The organism is Paenibacillus sp. CCS19, assembly GCF_033239625.1.
In the GTDB taxonomy this organism is placed as follows: domain Bacteria; phylum Bacillota; class Bacilli; order Paenibacillales; family Paenibacillaceae; genus Paenibacillus_T.
On sequence record NZ_BTCK01000028.1, the window covers coordinates 30,734 to 46,927 of the forward strand.

The following is a 16,194-nucleotide window of genomic DNA, read 5'->3' on the forward strand; positions in this document are numbered from 1 at the left end:
AATGAAGGAATACCATGCAATGTACTCGCCTCGAAGACATGCTTCTGTTGAAGCTGGTGTCGGTCGGGGCATTTTTTTATTCATAACGGTTTACTCTTGAACACCTTATGCCGATATATCGTTCATATAGATTCGTGAAGATTGAGGGGAAGACACCTTGAACAACAACATTACGCAAATGATGAGAGGTCTGCTAGGTGATGTGAAGAGCGGCGATGCCCGGAAGGTAGAATTGAAAGCCGGGCAAGTCGTGCGGGGCGTTGTCATGAAGGTGGAGAGCGACAGCAAGGATGCTATCGTTCAAATTAACGGTGTTCAGGTGCGCGCGAAGCTGGAGACACCGCTAGCTCCGGGCCAGACAGCGATGTTGAAGGTACAGCCTGAGTCGACGCCGGAATCGATTGTGCTGAAGCCCGTTGATACAGCAGGAGATCAGGCTTCAGAAGATTCGATTCGTCAGCTTGTGAAGGCAGCGGGAATGCCGGAGACGAAGTGGGCGATGGATCTTATCCGAGATTTGAAGCGGGATGGCATTCCTCTGACTCGTGATGTGGTGCAGGCGCTGAAGCAGGCTGCCGAGTCGATGCCGAAGGGCGCTGACCCAGAAGAATGGATGCACGCAGCAGCTGTTGCATTGCGTCGGGGAATGCCGGTTACGGAGCAGACGGTTGCGGGGATGCGGCAGATTATGTTCGGCAAGCCTGTCCATCAATTGTTAGCGGAATTAGAAACGCAGCTAGATAACTTGTCCTCACAGCAAGCGGTCAGGAGTTCGGCACAAGGACAGGACAGCCAAGCAGGGGATACAGCGGCGCGATTGAAGGCCATCTTGGCGGAAATGAAATCAACGACGAATGCGCCGATGAACGCGGAAACGGCAGATGCAGAGTCCAGCCGTGCAGGTGAAGGACAACGATCGAATCCTGCGCTGAACACTTCGAATACAAGACCCGTTATCAATCCGGTTGCTTTGCAGAAAGCGGCATATGAAGCAATGGAGCTGCCTGGCGATACGATTGAACTGCCAATGAATAAAGCGGCTTCTGGCGGTTCGGGCAGTCAGATCGACAACGCGCCTGTAAAAACGACAGTCGGACCACCAACAGCGGTGCAAGTTCCAGCAGCTTCAATCGGTGTGGGGAGTGATACAAACGGATGGATCGGCAAAATGCTGCAAATGCTCGGCGTCAATCATGAGCAGCAGCTGCTGCATGAGACTGCAAAGCAGTTGGCTTCAAGTCCAAGAGCTGCTAGCGCAGCGCAGTCCAATCCAGATGCGCTGGATGCTTCCGTACTAACGAAGCAGGCAGGAGGCTCGAATAGTACAGGTGCGGATAATGACATTGCACCTGCTGCTCGTCAACCAGTAACAACAACGCCAACTGCATCGTCAGCAGTCGTCAATGGGAGCGAAGCACCTGCTGATGGTGAAGATGTTAGAGCTGCTGCGGAGCGTGCAAATAACGGTCAGCAGCAGTCCCAGACCGTATCTTCTGCGCAGGTACGTGCTGCAACGCTGGTACATGTGCAATCATCCCAGCAGCTGGAGAACGGAGCAGCACTGCCGCTGCCGAACGGGATACGGCCGACAGAGGGCGCTGTATCCGATACTTTGAAGAGTACGCTGCTTTCCCTTGCATCAATGGATGATGTTCCTGCTCCGCTACGAGAAACAGCACAGCAGCTGATCCATCATATTACGGGTCAGCAGTTGATGCTTGCACCAGAACGAAACGGGTCAGTGCTGACTCACGTCACACTGTTCATCCCGATTCAGGATGAGAACGGCAGTCAGACGGCGTCAGTCCATGTACAGACACGAAGAGGGGCGAAGAATGAGCTCGATGCTGCGAACTGCCGACTATTATTCGACCTACATCTGAAGGTGCTTGGCGATACCGTAGTCGATGTCCATGTGGTGGACAAGATCGTCAATCTGAATGTATGGAACGACCATCCTGTCATGAGTCAGATCGCAGATAACGAGCGCGGAGCAGTGGCTGATGCATTGAACCGTGCAGGCTATCAGCTGCTGACTTTTAATGTAAAGCCGACAACACGTGATTTATCCAATGGCGATCAGTTAGATGAATTATTGAACAGCAGCGATCTGACGCTGCCGGATTTCCCGGCGTATGGCGGCACACCGTATAGAGGAGTCGATATCAAAATATGAAATACAAACCAAGATCGACTTCGACTAATGAAGATGATCAGAAGACAGATCCTGTACGCAGAGCTGTCGCATTGAAATATGAGCCTGGCGAGCGATCCGCGCCAGTCGTTGTAGCGAAAGGCAGAGGTTACCTGGCGAATGCAATTGTGGAGAAGGCAGCTGAGAATGGCGTCCCCGTACAGGAGGACGCTTCGCTCGTTGAAGTGCTTTCCAAGCTCGATATTGATCAGGAAATTCCGCCGGAATTGTATACACTTGTTGCTGAAATATTAAGCTTCATCTATCGTTCGGATAAGCAGGCAGGAGGTTGGGATGATTAAACCGAAGAGGAGCCGTATCGAGACGGGACGGCTGGGCGAAGAAGCGGCAGCCGTCTTCCTGACGGCAGCCGGATATCGAATTCTTGCGAGGAACTGGCGCAGCAAAGCGGGCGAGTTGGATATTGCAGCAGAGCTTAATGGAACGCTAGTCATTGTAGAGGTAAGAACTAGGACTTTAGGTTCATCTTCTGCTTTCGGTGCTGCTTTAGAATCGATCGATGCGCGTAAAGCGTATCGGATCAGACTTGCCGCAGAGGCCTACTTGCAGGCAAACAAGTTGTACCATATGCCTGTACGTGTCGATGCGATAACCGTTACGTTAGCGGCTGACGGAACAGCCGCAGATATCAATCAGCTGCAAGGCGTCCTCTAAGATGTGTTCGATGTCTCTGTACTATTCACCTATCGTCTCCCCCGCACGTCTGTATTGAATAGCCTCGGACATATGAATCTCCCGAATTTCATCGCTTCCGTCAACGTCTGCGATCGTTCTCGCAAGCCGAAGCAGCCGGTCGTGTGCACGGAAGCTAATGCCAAGAGAATCAAATGCGTGTCGAAGCAGCGCAGATGCTTCGTTCGACAGCTTGGCTGCACGATGAAGCGAGGCGCCGGCCAGCTCTCCATTGCTTCTTACTCCAATCTCCTTCGCACGATCGTTCTGCCGTTCCACCGCAGCCATGACACTGTTATGCATCTCGCCGCTGGACATGCCGACTCTAGCCGCTTGGATCGAAGCGGGGCGCGGCACTTCCAGCAGCAAATCGATTCGGTCGATAAGCGGCCCGGATATCTTGCTTCGATAACGCAGCACGGCTGTGTCCGAGCATGTACAGCGTCGATCTCCCGTCTCGTTGCCCCAATATCCGCACGGACATGGATTCATAGATGCCGCGAGCATGAAGCGGGCAGGGAATCTCGTGACCGCTCGCGTCCGTGCGATTGTAACTTCTCGATCCTCCAATGGTTGACGCAATACTTCAAGTGCCGGACGCGAGAACTCCGGCAGCTCATCGAGAAATAAAACGCCGCGATGTGCGAGTGTCGCTTCACCTGGACGAGGGATCGTGCCCCCGCCAATCAAGCCGCCGGTCGAAATCGTGTGATGAGGAGCGCGAAAGGGTCGCATGCGAATTAATGAGGAGGGGCTGCTGCCGAGCTTGCCAGCAACGCTGTAGATCTTCGTGACCTCAAGCGCTTCCTCGTCCGATAGTGGTGGGAGTATAGTGGGCAGCCGCTTCGCCAGCATCGTCTTGCCTGTTCCTGGCGGGCCGCTTAGCATGAAGTTGTGATTGCCAGCCGCTGCAATCAATAAGGCGCGCTTCGCGCCATGCAAGCCAAGCACATCCGCATAGTCAAGAGCAGCCTGTCCGCTGGCATCTCCGCTAATGGATAAACGGCGGTTTGTGGATTTGTCTTCATTATATAAATACTGCTTCCAGCTGTCGCCTTGCCCCCAAGCGCCGAGCTCATTCAAATGATCGATTGCGTATACTTCAAGATCGTGAATCAGTACAGCTTCCGCTGCGTTAGCCGAGGGGAGCACAACGCGCCGTATGCCGGTGCGCATCGCTTGTTCGACCATCGGCAATACGCCAGTGACGGATCTGAGTTCGCCATTAAGCGACAGCTCACCGATCAACATCATGCCTGCGAATGCTTCGGCTGGCAGCTGTTCGCTCGCAACCAAGATCGCGCCTGCAATCGTCAGGTCGAAGGCTGTGCCCTCTTTTCTCAGATCGGCAGGGGCTAGGTTGACCGTGATTCGGCTCATCGGAAATTGGAAGCCGCAGTTGCGGATTGCTGCTCGCACTCGCTCGGACGACTCTCGAATCGCACTGTCGGGCAGCCCGACCAAATTGATTTGCGGCAAACCGCCCGAAATATCTGCTTCAACCGTTATCATGATGCCTTCGACACCGCTTACACTTGCCCCTAAAATCTTCGCATACATAAATAAAAACACCTCCGCCATTAATCGGACGAAGGTGCTTCCTTACAGTTCCGTACCATTTGTATCAAATTGTAATCATCATAATAGGAGAACAATTGCCTGTCAACGACTGGATACCGAATCTGCAGAAAATGAACGGCAATCCCGCGTCAATTCAGGCATCTTGGGATACACTACATTGGGACCGGACAATAGCTATCATCTCAAAACTAGATGAATTCCATATCAAAAGAGTAGATTTTATTTTTACTAAAATAGAGGTAAGAATTAACGTTTAGTGATAAACTAGTAGTTGTTTGTTCACATTAACATTGCTTGATTCAGTTTGCGGATTGGAGGATTTCGTTAATGAATATCCATGAGTACCAAGGCAAAGAAGTCCTGAAGCAATATGGGGTTTCGGTGCCGGAAGGTAAAGTAGCCTTTACGGTCGACGAAGCGGTTGAAGCGGCTAAGTCGCTCGGCACAGCTGTCGTTGTAGTAAAAGCGCAAATCCACGCAGGTGGACGCGGTAAAGCAGGCGGCGTTAAAGTCGCTAAAAACCTGGATGAAGTAAAAGCTTATGCGAGTGAGATTCTCGGCAAAACGCTCGTTACGCATCAAACAGGTCCAGAAGGTAAAGAAGTAAAGCGCCTGCTCATCGAGCAAGGCTGCGACATTAAGAAAGAATACTACGTCGGCGTTGTCGTTGACCGTGGTACAGGCCGCGTCGTTCTGATGGCTTCTGAAGAAGGCGGCACGGAGATCGAAGAAGTGGCAGCTCATTCGCCAGAGAAGATTTTCAAAGAAGTTGTTGACCCAGCAATCGGTCTTCAACCGTTCCAAGCGAAGCGTCTTGCTTTCAACATCAACATTCCGAAAGAGCTCGTGAACAAAGCAGCTAGCTTCATGATCGCGCTCTACACGGCATTCGTTGACAAAGATTGCTCGATCGCCGAGATCAACCCGCTCGTCGTAACTGGCGACGGTAACGTAATGGCACTGGATGCCAAGCTGAACTTCGATTCCAACGCACTGTTCCGTCACCCTGATATCGTGGCGCTGCGCGACCTGGAAGAAGAAGATGAGAAAGAAATCGAAGCGTCCAAGTATGACCTGAGCTACATCGCACTCGACGGCAACATCGGCTGCATGGTTAACGGTGCGGGTCTGGCTATGGCAACGATGGACATTATCAAATATTATGGCGGCGACCCTGCCAACTTCCTCGACGTAGGCGGCGGTGCTACGAAAGAGAAAGTAACGGAAGCGTTCAAAATCATTTTGTCCGACGAGCAAGTAAAAGGTATCTTCGTTAACATCTTCGGCGGCATTATGCGTTGTGACGTTATTGCTGAAGGCGTAATCGCAGCTGCGAAAGAGCTCGGACTGGATCGTCCGCTCGTCGTACGTCTGGAAGGCACGAACGTAGAGATCGGCAAAAAGATGCTGGGCGAATCCGGCCTGAACATTGTTGCGGCTGATTCGATGGCGGATGGCGCTCAGAAGATCGTTGCGCTCGTGAAATAAGGACTAACAAGCGGCTAATTCCGAATTTTTTCTCAGGGGATGTGAAATTTCGATGAGCATTTTGATCAATAAAGATACAAAAGTCATCACGCAGGGCATCACGGGTAAAACCGCGTTGTTCCACGCGAAGGGCGCGCTCGACTACGGCACGCAAATGGTCGGCGGCACGTCGCCGGGCAAAGGCGGTACGACAGTAGACATCGCGCTTGAGAACGGAACGACGGCATCGCTGCCTGTATTCAATACCGTTTCTGAAGCGGTAGCAGCAACAGGTGCGACAGCTTCCGTAATCTACGTTCCGCCAGCATTCGCTGCGGACGCGATTCTTGAGGCGGTTGATGCGCAGCTGGACCTCGTTATCTGCATCACGGAAGGTATTCCGGTGCTTGATATGGTTAAAGTTTCGCGTTACATGGAAGGCAAGAAAACGCGCTTGATCGGACCAAACTGTCCGGGCGTTATTACGCCAGACGAGTGCAAAATCGGTATCATGCCTGGTTACATTCATACGAAAGGTCATGTCGGCGTTGTATCGCGCTCCGGCACGCTTACGTATGAGGCTGTTCACCAGCTGTCGACGCGCGGCATTGGCCAATCGTCCGCAGTAGGTATCGGCGGCGACCCAGTTAAAGGTACGGAATTCATCGACGTGCTCAGCATGTTTAATGAAGATCCAGAAACGTATGCTGTTATCATGATCGGCGAGATCGGCGGTACGGCGGAGGAAGAAGCGGCTGAATGGATCAAAGCGAACATGAAGAAGCCGGTTGTTGGCTTCATCGGCGGTGCTACGGCTCCTGCAGGCAAGCGTATGGGACATGCTGGTGCAATTATCTCCGGCGGTAAAGGTACGGCTGCTGAGAAAATCAAGACGTTGGAAGCTTGCGGCATCAAAGTCGCACCTACGCCGTCTGAGATGGGCTCGACGCTCGTATCCGTACTCGAAGAGCAAGGTTTGCTCGAGAAGTGCATCACGCGCAAGTAATAAAGTAAATATCGTTAAGAAACATTTTATCGCATAGTCGAAATGTGTTTCTACCGATAAGGCAAGCAGCCTTTCGGCCCTATTTGGGCACGAAAGGCTGCTTTTTTGCATTTAAGTCGATTAGGCGGCTTGCATTCTCGTTCCGGCTGAAGCACAATAGGAAAGGAATGTAGGCCTCCTCTATGGAGGTTATTGGAATGTGCGATGATAAGAAGCGCAAGTTGTTGATTATGCTGCATCAAATGCCGGGAGTCGGCTGGAGATCGATTAAGCGCGCGATGGATGCAGAGTTATGGAACCGTACTTCACTGAGCAGCGTAGATGTATGGTTGTCAGCAGGATTTCGTCCAGAAGCAGCTGGAGAAGCAGCCAGACGTTTCTCTGACAGTGAATCGGGGTATGATTCTATCATGTCCAGCTATTCGCAGCATAACGCGGTTATCGTTACGATCGATGATGAGGACTACCCAAGCATGCTTCGCAATATTCATGAGCCGCCTTGGGTGCTGTACGCAATTGGCAGGTTGGAGCTTTTGCAACGTCATTCGGTCTCTATCGTTGGTACACGCACGCCTACCGCTTACGGCAGGCATATGACGAAGGAGCTGGCTGTCGGCTTCGCTGAGCGCGGTCTGACGGTCGTAAGCGGCTTGGCTAGAGGCATTGATGGGATCGCCCATGAAGCGTCTGTAACGCGTGCAGGAAGCACGATTGCAGTACTAGGCACTCCGATCGAACGTATTTATCCACCGCAGCACGCCTCATTGTTCCGGCAAATTGCGAGAGATGGACTGCTGCTGACGGAAGTGCCGATCGGTATGGCGTTCCATCCAGGCTTGTTCCCTCTGCGTAATCGCATTATCGCGGGGTTGTCTGCTGGAACCGTCGTCATAGAGGCAGCGGCAAGAAGCGGCTCGCTCATAACAGCGGAGCAGGCGTTCGCATTTGATCGGGAATTGTTTGCCCTTCCAGGGCCTGTGACGTCGCCGAAGAGCGCCGGAACGAATCAACTGCTTGCTGACCGCAAGGCAAATGCGATATTATCGGTCGAGGATTGGTTTAAGCAATTACCGTATACCAGTTATTCGAGCGAGAGTCTCCCGCAGCCTATCTCTCAGAACAATTCGACTGAGGAGTTGACAGGAGATGCCAAGCTCGTATACGATTTGCTGCTTGATCATCCTTGTTCAGCAGACGAGCTTCATGAGGCTACTGGAATACCGCTTGGACTTTTGCACGCTGTTCTGATAAATTTATGTATAACTCGCAGGATACATCAACAGAACGGCTCTACATATTCCATTATTTGAATGCTGGGAGAGGAGGACGCTTAAATGGCGGATTCGCTCGTTATTGTCGAGTCGCCTGCCAAGGCGAAGACGATCGGCAAATATTTGGGCAGTAAATATATCGTGAAAGCGTCCATGGGGCATATTCGTGATTTGCCGAAAAGCCAGACTGGTGTTGAAGTCGAGAACGACTTTCAACCGAAATATATAACGATTCGCGGTAAAGGCAACGTCCTGAAGGAATTGAAGGATGCGAGTAAAAAAGTGAAACACGTCTTTCTCGCAGCCGACCCCGATCGCGAAGGGGAAGCGATTGCTTGGCATCTAGCCCACTACTTGGAGTTGGATGAAGCGAATAGCTGCCGCGTTGTATTCAATGAAATCACGAAGCAAGCTGTCAAGGATGCTTTCAAGACGCCAAGACCAATCAATATGGATTTGGTCAATGCACAGCAGGCGCGTCGTATTTTGGATCGACTAGTTGGTTACAAAATCAGCCCGTTGCTGTGGAAGAAAGTGAAGAAGGGCTTGTCCGCCGGCCGTGTACAATCGGTTACGGTCAAACTCATCATCGATCGCGAGAATGAGATTGAAGCGTTCGTACCCGAAGAATATTGGACGATCACGGCTAAGTTGAACAAGAACGGAGCTGCGTTCGAGGCCAAATTCTACTCGGTCACAGGTGAGAAACGGGAGCTTGGCAACGAAGCAGAAATGCAGGCCGTGCTTGACGCGATGAATGGTGCGCCATTCTCGGTGACCGATGTTCGAGAGAAAGAACGGCTGCGCAATCCGGCTCCGCCTTTCATTACTAGCTCGCTTCAACAGGAAGCGGCAAGGAAGCTCGGCTTCCGAGCGTCCAAGACGATGTCCGTCGCACAACAGCTGTACGAGGGCGTTGATCTAGGCAAAGAGGGTACGGTCGGTCTTATTACTTATATGCGTACGGACTCGACGCGTATCTCGCCTGTTGCGCAAGAAGAGGCGAAAGGTTTCATTGAAGGTAAATATGGACCGTCTTATTTCCCGGAAGAGCCGCGTATTTATTTGAAGAAGAACAGCAATGCACAAGATGCGCACGAAGCGATTCGTCCGACGTCCGTGCTGCGTGAACCGGATCAAATGAAGGAATTCCTTACCCGCGATCAACTGCGTCTCTATAAGCTGGTATGGGAGCGGTTCGTCGCAAGTCAGATGTCGTCGGCTATCCTGGATACGATGACGGTCGACCTTGCAGCGGGCGACACGGTATTCCGCGCTGTTGGTTCCAAGGTCAAGTTCGCCGGCTTCATGAAGGTTTATGTCGAAGGCAATGATGACGGCACGACAAACGATGATGATAAATTCCTGCCGGCGCTTGCTGTAGGCGATCTTATCACGACGGATTCGATCGAGCCGAAGCAGCATTTTACACAACCTCCGCCACGTTATACCGAAGCGCGTCTCGTCAAGACGTTGGAAGAACTCGGTATAGGCCGTCCAAGTACATATGCGCCAACGCTGGAAACGGTTCAGAAGCGCGGGTATGTTGCGATTGAAGAGAAGAAATTCATCCCGACCGAGCTTGGCGGGCTTGTAAGCCAGCTGATGGAGGAGTTCTTCCCTGAAATTCTTGACGTCGAGTTCACGGCTCAGATGGAAGATGAACTTGACCACGTCGAAGAAGGTACGGAGAACTGGGTGAAGGTGTTGTCCGAGTTCTACAAATCGTTCGAGAAGCGGCTTGAATTCGCAGAGAACGAGATGAAGGAAGTCGAGCTGCAGGACGAAGTGTCCGATGAGTTGTGCGAAAAGTGCGGCAAACATATGGTTTACAAAATGGGCCGCTTCGGCAAGTTCCTTGCATGTTCTGGATTCCCAGACTGCCGCAATACGAAGCCGATCGTCAAAGACATCGGAGTAGCGTGTCCGAAATGCGCCAAAGGCAGCATTATCGAACGCCGCAGCAAGAAGGGCCGCGTATTCTACGGCTGCAACTTGTATCCGGAATGCGATTTCGTATCTTGGGATAAGCCGGCAGGGGTGCCATGCCCTTCGTGCGGCGGACTGATGGTCGAGAAGCGAAGCAAGGCAGGCGTAAAGCTGCAATGCACCGTTTGCGATCATAGCGAACAGCTCGCAGAGGATTCAGATGAGGATCACGAACAAGAACAAGCGTAATGCTTGTACGCATGCATGATTACAACGTGCTGCCCGTCTATTAGAGACGGCAGCCGTTTTCATTCCGAAAGGTAGGTTTGTACATTGTCTTCAGTCAACAAAGTAACGGTCGTCGGCGCCGGTCTCGCTGGCAGTGAAGCTGCATGGCAGATCGCGTCGCAGGGCGTTCCTGTCACGCTATATGAAATGCGTCCCGTAACACGGACGCCAGCCCATCATACCGATAAATTCGCTGAGCTTGTGTGCAGCAACAGCTTGCGCGCGAACGGTCTCACGAATGCAGTTGGTGTACTTAAAGAAGAAATGCGCCGTATCGGCTCCCTTATTCTAAGCAGCGCTGACCGCAATGCCGTTCCGGCCGGCGGCGCACTCGCTGTAGACCGCGATGGCTTCTCCGGTGATGTAACACGATCGCTTCGGGAGCATCCGCTTATCGAGGTGCGCAATGAAGAACTGACAGCGATACCAGAGGACGGCATCGTCGTCATTGCGACTGGCCCGCTGACAGCACCTTCGTTGTCCCAGAGCATTCAATCGCTGCTGGGCGAAGAATACTTCTATTTCTATGATGCAGCGGCTCCGATCATCGAGAAAGATTCGATCGATATGAGTAAAGTATACTTGGCATCCCGTTACGATAAGGGTGAAGCAGCTTACTTGAACTGCCCGATGACAGAGGAAGAGTTCAATACGTTCCATGATGCGCTCATTACGGCGGAGAAAGCGGAGCTCAAAGAGTTCGAGAAGGAAGTATACTTCGAGGGTTGTATGCCGATCGAGGTTATGGCTTCTCGGGGTAAGCAGACGGTATTGTTTGGACCAATGAAGCCAGTAGGTCTTATTAATCCACATACGGGCAAGCTGCCACACGCGGTCATTCAGCTGCGTCAAGATAATGCAGCAGGAACGTTGTACAATATGGTTGGCTTCCAAACTCATCTGAAGTGGGGCGAGCAGAAGCGGGTGTTCTCCTTGATCCCAGGTCTTGAAAATGCAGAGTTCGTACGTTACGGCGTTATGCACCGCAATACGTTCATTAACTCTCCTACGCTGCTAGATGCGACTTATCAGTTCAAAAAACGCAATACGTTGTTCTTCGCTGGTCAGATGACGGGTGTTGAAGGCTACGTTGAATCAGCTGCTTCCGGGCTGATTGCCGGATTGAATGCTGGTCGTCTCGCACGTGGACTCGATCCGCTTGTACTGCCTGCTGATACGACGCTCGGCAGCATGGCGAACTATATTACGACGGCTGACTTCAAACACTTCCAGCCGATGAACGCGAACTTCGGATTGTTCCCGCCGCTTGAGAAACGGATGAAGAGCAAGCGGGACAAGAATGATGCGATCGCCAATCGGGCGATCGAGTCGATCGAGCAATTTAAGCGCGAGCATCTGAACTAGTTGTTTGATGCTCGCGAAGTCGGGTTATTAATGGTTAATATACTTAGAAGTTTGATAACTCAGATAAAACCAAGCCTATGCTTACGATGCAGTTTTTCTAAGACCCATTATCGAAGATAATGGGTCGCTCAGAAAAACTTTAGGAGGGACCATTCATGGAAATGCAATTTCATGCGACGACTATATGCGCGGTTCGGCATAATGGGCAAGGCGCTATTGCAGGCGACGGACAGGTAACGTTCGGTAACAGCATGGTAATGAAGGGGACCGCCAAGAAGGTGCGCAGATTGTATCGAGGGCAGGTCGTTGCTGGCTTCGCCGGCTCGGTAGCGGACGCGATCACGCTGTTCGAGAAGTTCGAAGGCAAGCTGGAGGAGCATCACGGCAATTTGCAGCGTGCTGCCGTCGAGCTTGCGAAGGAATGGCGATCCGATCGTGTGCTAAGACGGCTGGAAGCGATGATGATCGTCATGGATACGACTGGACTACTTCTTATCTCGGGTAATGGTGAAATTATTGAACCGGATGATGGCATTCTCGCAATCGGGTCTGGCGGGAGCTTTGCACTTGCGGCGGCAAGGGCGCTCAAGCAGCACGCGACGCATTTGGAAGCGAAGGACATGGCAAGAGCGGCACTGGAAACGGCAGCAGATATTTGCGTGTTCACAAACCGCAACATTATTGTTGAGCAAGTATAACGGTTTCTATCATTAATAACCGGCGGAGGGATGTTATTATGAGCAACGAGTCATTGACACCACGACAAATTGTTACGGAGCTGGATAAGTATATTGTCGGTCAAAAGCAGGCCAAACGTTCCGTTGCAATCGCTCTACGGAATCGTTACCGGAGAAGCCGGCTCGCCGAAGAGCTGCGCGATGAAATCGTTCCAAAGAACATTCTGATGATCGGACCGACCGGTGTCGGCAAAACCGAGATTGCCCGCCGTCTCGCGAAGCTGGTGCAGGCGCCGTTCGTTAAAGTGGAAGCGACGAAGTTTACCGAGGTTGGATATGTCGGTCGTGACGTCGAATCGATGGTACGGGATCTCGTGGAGACAGCCATTCGAATCGTGAAGGCAGAGCGGACTGAGGCGGTGAAAGACCGCGCTGAGGTGCTTGCGAATGAACGCATCGTCTCCCTGCTGGTACCATCGCCTAAGAGCACGAAGACACAAAAGAATCCGTTTGAGATGCTGTTCGGCGGTCAACAATCGAAGGAAGAAGACAATGAGCCTGTTCACGATGCTTCCACTGCGGAGCAGCGCAAGGCGATCAAAGAGAAACTTGCTGCTGGTCTGCTCGAGAACGAGCTCATCGAGATTGAAGTAGAAGACAATTCACCGAATATGCTTGATATGCTGTCGGGTCAGAACGGCGAAGGCATGGGCGGTATGAACATGCAGGAGCTGTTCGGCCAATTCATGCCGAAACGTTCGAAGAAGCGCAAGCTGCGGATTAAAGAAGCCCGCAAGGCGCTTACGCAAGAAGAAGCGAACAAATTGATCGACATGGATGACGTTATTTCCGAATCGGTTGCGCGCGCAGAGCAATCTGGTATTATTTTCATAGATGAAATTGACAAAATTGCAAGTCCGTCAAGGGGCGCAGGTCCTGATGTTTCCCGCGAAGGGGTTCAACGTGACATTTTGCCGATTGTCGAAGGCTCTACGGTCATGACCAAATATGGTCCCGTAAAAACCGATTATGTATTGTTCGTCGCAGCGGGAGCTTTCCATGTTGCGAAGCCTTCGGATCTGATTCCAGAGCTGCAAGGCCGGTTCCCGATTCGCGTAGAGCTGACTTCCTTGAGTCTTGACGACTTCGTCAATATATTGAAGGAACCGAAGAATGCACTGATTAAGCAGTATGCAGCACTGCTTGAGACGGAAGGCATTGCAATCGACTTCTCGGATGAGGCGATTCGCGAACTTGCATCGATTGCAGCTGACGTGAATAAAAACACGGAGAATATCGGTGCCAGACGTCTCCATACCATTCTGGAGAAGCTTCTCGAAGATCTATCGTTCGAGGCGCCAGAGCTCCAATTAGAACAAATTACGATTACTCCTGAGTATGTGCGGGAGAAACTGGGAAGCATCGCGCAAAACCGCGATTTGAGCCAGTATATTTTGTAGCGGCTGTTGGTTCGGGAGGATACAACAATGACTCTTCTGTCAAAAACAAGAACGTTGAACAGGCTGCTCCAGCGAGCGGCCGGCAAAGCACTCAATTTCCGCGAAATGGCGGAGGTGCTGAGCGCAACGATGCAAGGCAATGTATTTGTAGTTAGCCGTAAGGGAAAGATTCTCGGCTGCGCAGCAATCGGCGCTTATGAACACGATCATATGCGTGTGATGTCGCTCGGCGAGATTCGATTCTCGAACGAAAGCAATGAACGTTTCCTGCATCTGCAGGAGACGGTAACAAACGCGGAGCCAGATCCTGGTGTTGTTGAGGTGTTCCCGCTGTTGTCTGGTCAGCGGACCATGACTGTGGTTCCTATTATCGGTGGCGGCGATCGGCTCGGCACGCTCGTATTGACGAGGGACGCAGAGATGTTCGGAGACGAAGATCTCATTCTTGCGGAATATGGCTCAACCATCGTCGGGATGGAGATCTTGCGCGAGAGGGCCGAAGAGGTCGAACTGGAGGCAAGAAGCCGTGCAGTCGTCGCGGTCGCAGTAGGTTCGCTGTCGTTTAGCGAAATGGAGGCTGTGGAGCATATTTTCGAAGAGCTGGAAGGGAAAGAAGGACTGCTCGTCGCTTCGAAAATTGCAGATCGAGTTGGCATTACCCGTTCGGTTATCGTGAACGCGCTGCGTAAGCTGGAGAGCGCCGGTGTAATCGAGACAAGATCGCTCGGAATGAAGGGGACGTATATCAAAATATTGAACCCTCAACTACTTGTAGAATTAGACAAATTAAAGACATAAATTGAATAAATTCGTTGTTAGTAGGAAAGCCCCGTCTTTTGTATTCAAAAGATAGGGCTTTTTTCTTATTGTACAAAAATAGGAATTTCGTGAAGATAATCATGTCGGCAAAACTCGACACTTTTCCATATTATTTTTAATAAAATGGTGTCGAAGAAAGCAGGAATACATCGCTTCAGGTTGAATAGTGTTAAGAGATCATGAACAAGAAAGCGGGGGGATAATCGGTGAAATTGTTAAATGGCGCTGAATTTCGAGTATTGGAATCGGCGGTACATTCGGCTGAGCTGAGACAGCAGGTCATTTCGGATAACGTCGCTAACGTTGACACTCCGAATTTCAAACGCTCCGAAGTATTGTTTGAGGATCTGCTGACAGAGGCTATGGGAACTAGTGAGAAGTCAATCTCGGGCTTCAGAACAAATGCCAAGCATATTCCAATAGGGCAATCGTCGGAAGTGCCTGCTCCAATCGTCGCAACAGACGAGACCAGCTCGATAAACAATAACGGCAATAACGTTGATATTGATCGAGAGATGTCACTGCTAGCGAAGAACCAGCTCGTGTACAATCTGTACATTCAGCAAGTGAACCATGATGTATCAATGATGCGAACCGCAATCGATGGGAGGGCTTAATTAGGTGAAGCTTAGCGGCGGTTTTGACGCGAACGCATCGGCACTTTCGGCACAACGACTGCGGATGGATGTTATCTCTTCCAACATTGCCAATGCAGAAACAACTCGCGCCAAATATGTGAATGGTAAATTTGTCCCTTACTCGCGGAAACTAGTTGTGATGGAGCCGACTAGTTCTAATTTCTCACAAATGTTGCAGAGTCAACTAAATGGCACCGGAGGAACCAATGGCGGAGCAGCATCCCCTGGTGTGAAGATAACCAATATCGTCGAAGATCAAACACCTTTCAAACTTGTTTTTAATCCAAGTCATCCAGATGCAGATGAGAATGGATACGTACAGATGCCAAACGTTGATATTGCAAAAGAAATGATCGACATGATTTCTGCTACTAGAGCATACGAAGCGAACGTTACGGCATTGAACTCCAACAAAGCCATGTTTGCCAAAGCGCTTGAAATCGGAAAGTAGACATGACGGAGGGATAAACCTTGATTCAATCAATTACATCAATCCCGATTCAATCGGTTCAGTCTGGTAAGGCGATTACATCGAGTGTTCAGGCAACTCCAGCAGAAGTAACGCAATCGTTCGGCGACTTCCTTCAGCAAGCAATCGAAGAGGTGGGTGCGCAGGAGAAGAATGCGCAAGCGCAGACGGTCAAGTTTATGGCAGGACAAGCGGATGTGTCGCAAGTCATGATTGCCTCGCAGCAAGCGGAATTAAGCCTTCAGCTCACAACACAAATTCGCAATCGCGTAGTTGAAGCTTATCAGGAGATTATGCGAACGCAAGTATAGATAGTGAAGTTGAGCGGGTACAGCAA

At 51.1% G+C, this 16,194-nt stretch carries 15 protein-coding genes; 14 read left to right on the top strand and 1 reads right to left on the bottom strand.

Going from position 1 to position 16,194, the window contains the following annotated elements:
* Window positions 1–157 precede the first annotated feature (157 nt).
* Genes SBI19_RS18455 through SBI19_RS18465 form a run of 3 tightly spaced genes read left to right on the top strand, consistent with a single transcriptional unit; the run spans window position 158 to window position 2,869 of the window.
* Window positions 158–2,176: a RodZ family helix-turn-helix domain-containing protein gene (locus SBI19_RS18455; RefSeq protein WP_317970840.1), complete on the top strand. Its 2,019-nt coding sequence runs from the start codon at window positions 158–160 to the stop codon at window positions 2,174–2,176.
* Window positions 2,173–2,496 (top strand): EscU/YscU/HrcU family type III secretion system export apparatus switch protein, encoded by a 324-nt coding sequence (locus SBI19_RS18460; protein ID WP_317970842.1) that lies wholly within the window; start codon window positions 2,173–2,175, stop codon window positions 2,494–2,496. Before SBI19_RS18455 ends, SBI19_RS18460 begins: the two co-directional genes overlap by 4 nt.
* Window positions 2,489–2,869 carry a YraN family protein gene (locus SBI19_RS18465; protein WP_317970844.1) on the top strand — a complete coding sequence of 127 codons (381 nt, stop codon included), beginning with the start codon at window positions 2,489–2,491 and terminating at the stop codon, window positions 2,867–2,869. The genes SBI19_RS18460 and SBI19_RS18465 overlap by 8 nt, the downstream gene beginning before the upstream one ends.
* A 21-nt stretch (window positions 2,870–2,890) precedes the next feature.
* Here the strand turns inward: SBI19_RS18465 and SBI19_RS18470 are convergent, their stop codons facing one another.
* Window positions 2,891–4,447, bottom strand: coding sequence for a YifB family Mg chelatase-like AAA ATPase (locus tag SBI19_RS18470; protein ID WP_317970846.1), 1,557 nt, complete (start codon window positions 4,445–4,447; stop codon window positions 2,891–2,893).
* 348 nt (window positions 4,448–4,795) lie between these two features.
* On the opposite strand from SBI19_RS18470, the gene sucC reads away from it, so the two are divergent.
* The 11 genes from sucC to fliE all read left to right on the top strand — a co-directional run bounded on the left by sucC (window position 4,796) and on the right by fliE (window position 16,168).
* Complete coding sequence (sucC, locus tag SBI19_RS18475) at window positions 4,796–5,956, top strand: ADP-forming succinate--CoA ligase subunit beta (protein ID WP_317970848.1); 1,161 nt, start codon at window positions 4,796–4,798, stop codon at window positions 5,954–5,956.
* A gap of 52 nt (window positions 5,957–6,008) precedes the next feature.
* Window positions 6,009–6,941: a succinate--CoA ligase subunit alpha gene (gene sucD / locus SBI19_RS18480; RefSeq protein WP_317970850.1), complete on the top strand. Its 933-nt coding sequence runs from the start codon at window positions 6,009–6,011 to the stop codon at window positions 6,939–6,941.
* A 197-nt stretch (window positions 6,942–7,138) separates the two neighbouring features.
* Entirely contained in the window at window positions 7,139–8,251 is a 1,113-nt protein-coding gene (gene dprA, locus SBI19_RS18485) for a DNA-processing protein DprA (protein ID WP_317970852.1), read from the top strand.
* A 24-nt stretch (window positions 8,252–8,275) separates the two neighbouring features.
* A complete protein-coding gene (gene topA / locus SBI19_RS18490; RefSeq protein ID WP_317970854.1) occupies window positions 8,276–10,390 on the top strand; it encodes a type I DNA topoisomerase in 2,115 nt (704 codons plus the stop codon).
* Between the two features lie 84 nt (window positions 10,391–10,474).
* Window positions 10,475–11,794, top strand: a complete 1,320-nt coding sequence (trmFO, locus tag SBI19_RS18495) for an FADH(2)-oxidizing methylenetetrahydrofolate--tRNA-(uracil(54)-C(5))-methyltransferase TrmFO (protein ID WP_317970856.1) — start codon at window positions 10,475–10,477, stop codon at window positions 11,792–11,794.
* A gap of 155 nt (window positions 11,795–11,949) precedes the next feature.
* Window positions 11,950–12,492 carry an ATP-dependent protease subunit HslV gene (hslV, locus tag SBI19_RS18500; protein WP_317970858.1) on the top strand — a complete coding sequence of 181 codons (543 nt, stop codon included), beginning with the start codon at window positions 11,950–11,952 and terminating at the stop codon, window positions 12,490–12,492.
* A 38-nt stretch (window positions 12,493–12,530) separates the two neighbouring features.
* On the top strand, window positions 12,531–13,931 hold the full coding sequence (hslU, locus tag SBI19_RS18505) for an ATP-dependent protease ATPase subunit HslU (protein ID WP_317970860.1): 1,401 nt from the start codon (window positions 12,531–12,533) through the stop codon (window positions 13,929–13,931).
* Window positions 13,932–13,958: 27 nt separating this feature from the next.
* The gene (codY, locus tag SBI19_RS18510; RefSeq protein WP_317970862.1) at window positions 13,959–14,729 is read left to right on the top strand and encodes a GTP-sensing pleiotropic transcriptional regulator CodY; all 771 of its coding nucleotides are present in this window, start codon (window positions 13,959–13,961) and stop codon (window positions 14,727–14,729) included.
* A 227-nt stretch (window positions 14,730–14,956) separates the two neighbouring features.
* On the top strand, window positions 14,957–15,367 hold the full coding sequence (gene flgB, locus SBI19_RS18515; RefSeq protein WP_317970864.1) for a flagellar basal body rod protein FlgB: 411 nt from the start codon (window positions 14,957–14,959) through the stop codon (window positions 15,365–15,367).
* 4 nt (window positions 15,368–15,371) lie between these two features.
* Window positions 15,372–15,839, top strand: a complete 468-nt coding sequence (gene flgC, locus SBI19_RS18520) for a flagellar basal body rod protein FlgC (RefSeq protein ID WP_317970866.1) — start codon at window positions 15,372–15,374, stop codon at window positions 15,837–15,839.
* 20 nt (window positions 15,840–15,859) lie between these two features.
* Entirely contained in the window at window positions 15,860–16,168 is a 309-nt protein-coding gene (gene fliE, locus SBI19_RS18525) for a flagellar hook-basal body complex protein FliE (RefSeq protein WP_483312309.1), read from the top strand.
* Window positions 16,169–16,194 lie beyond the last annotated feature (26 nt).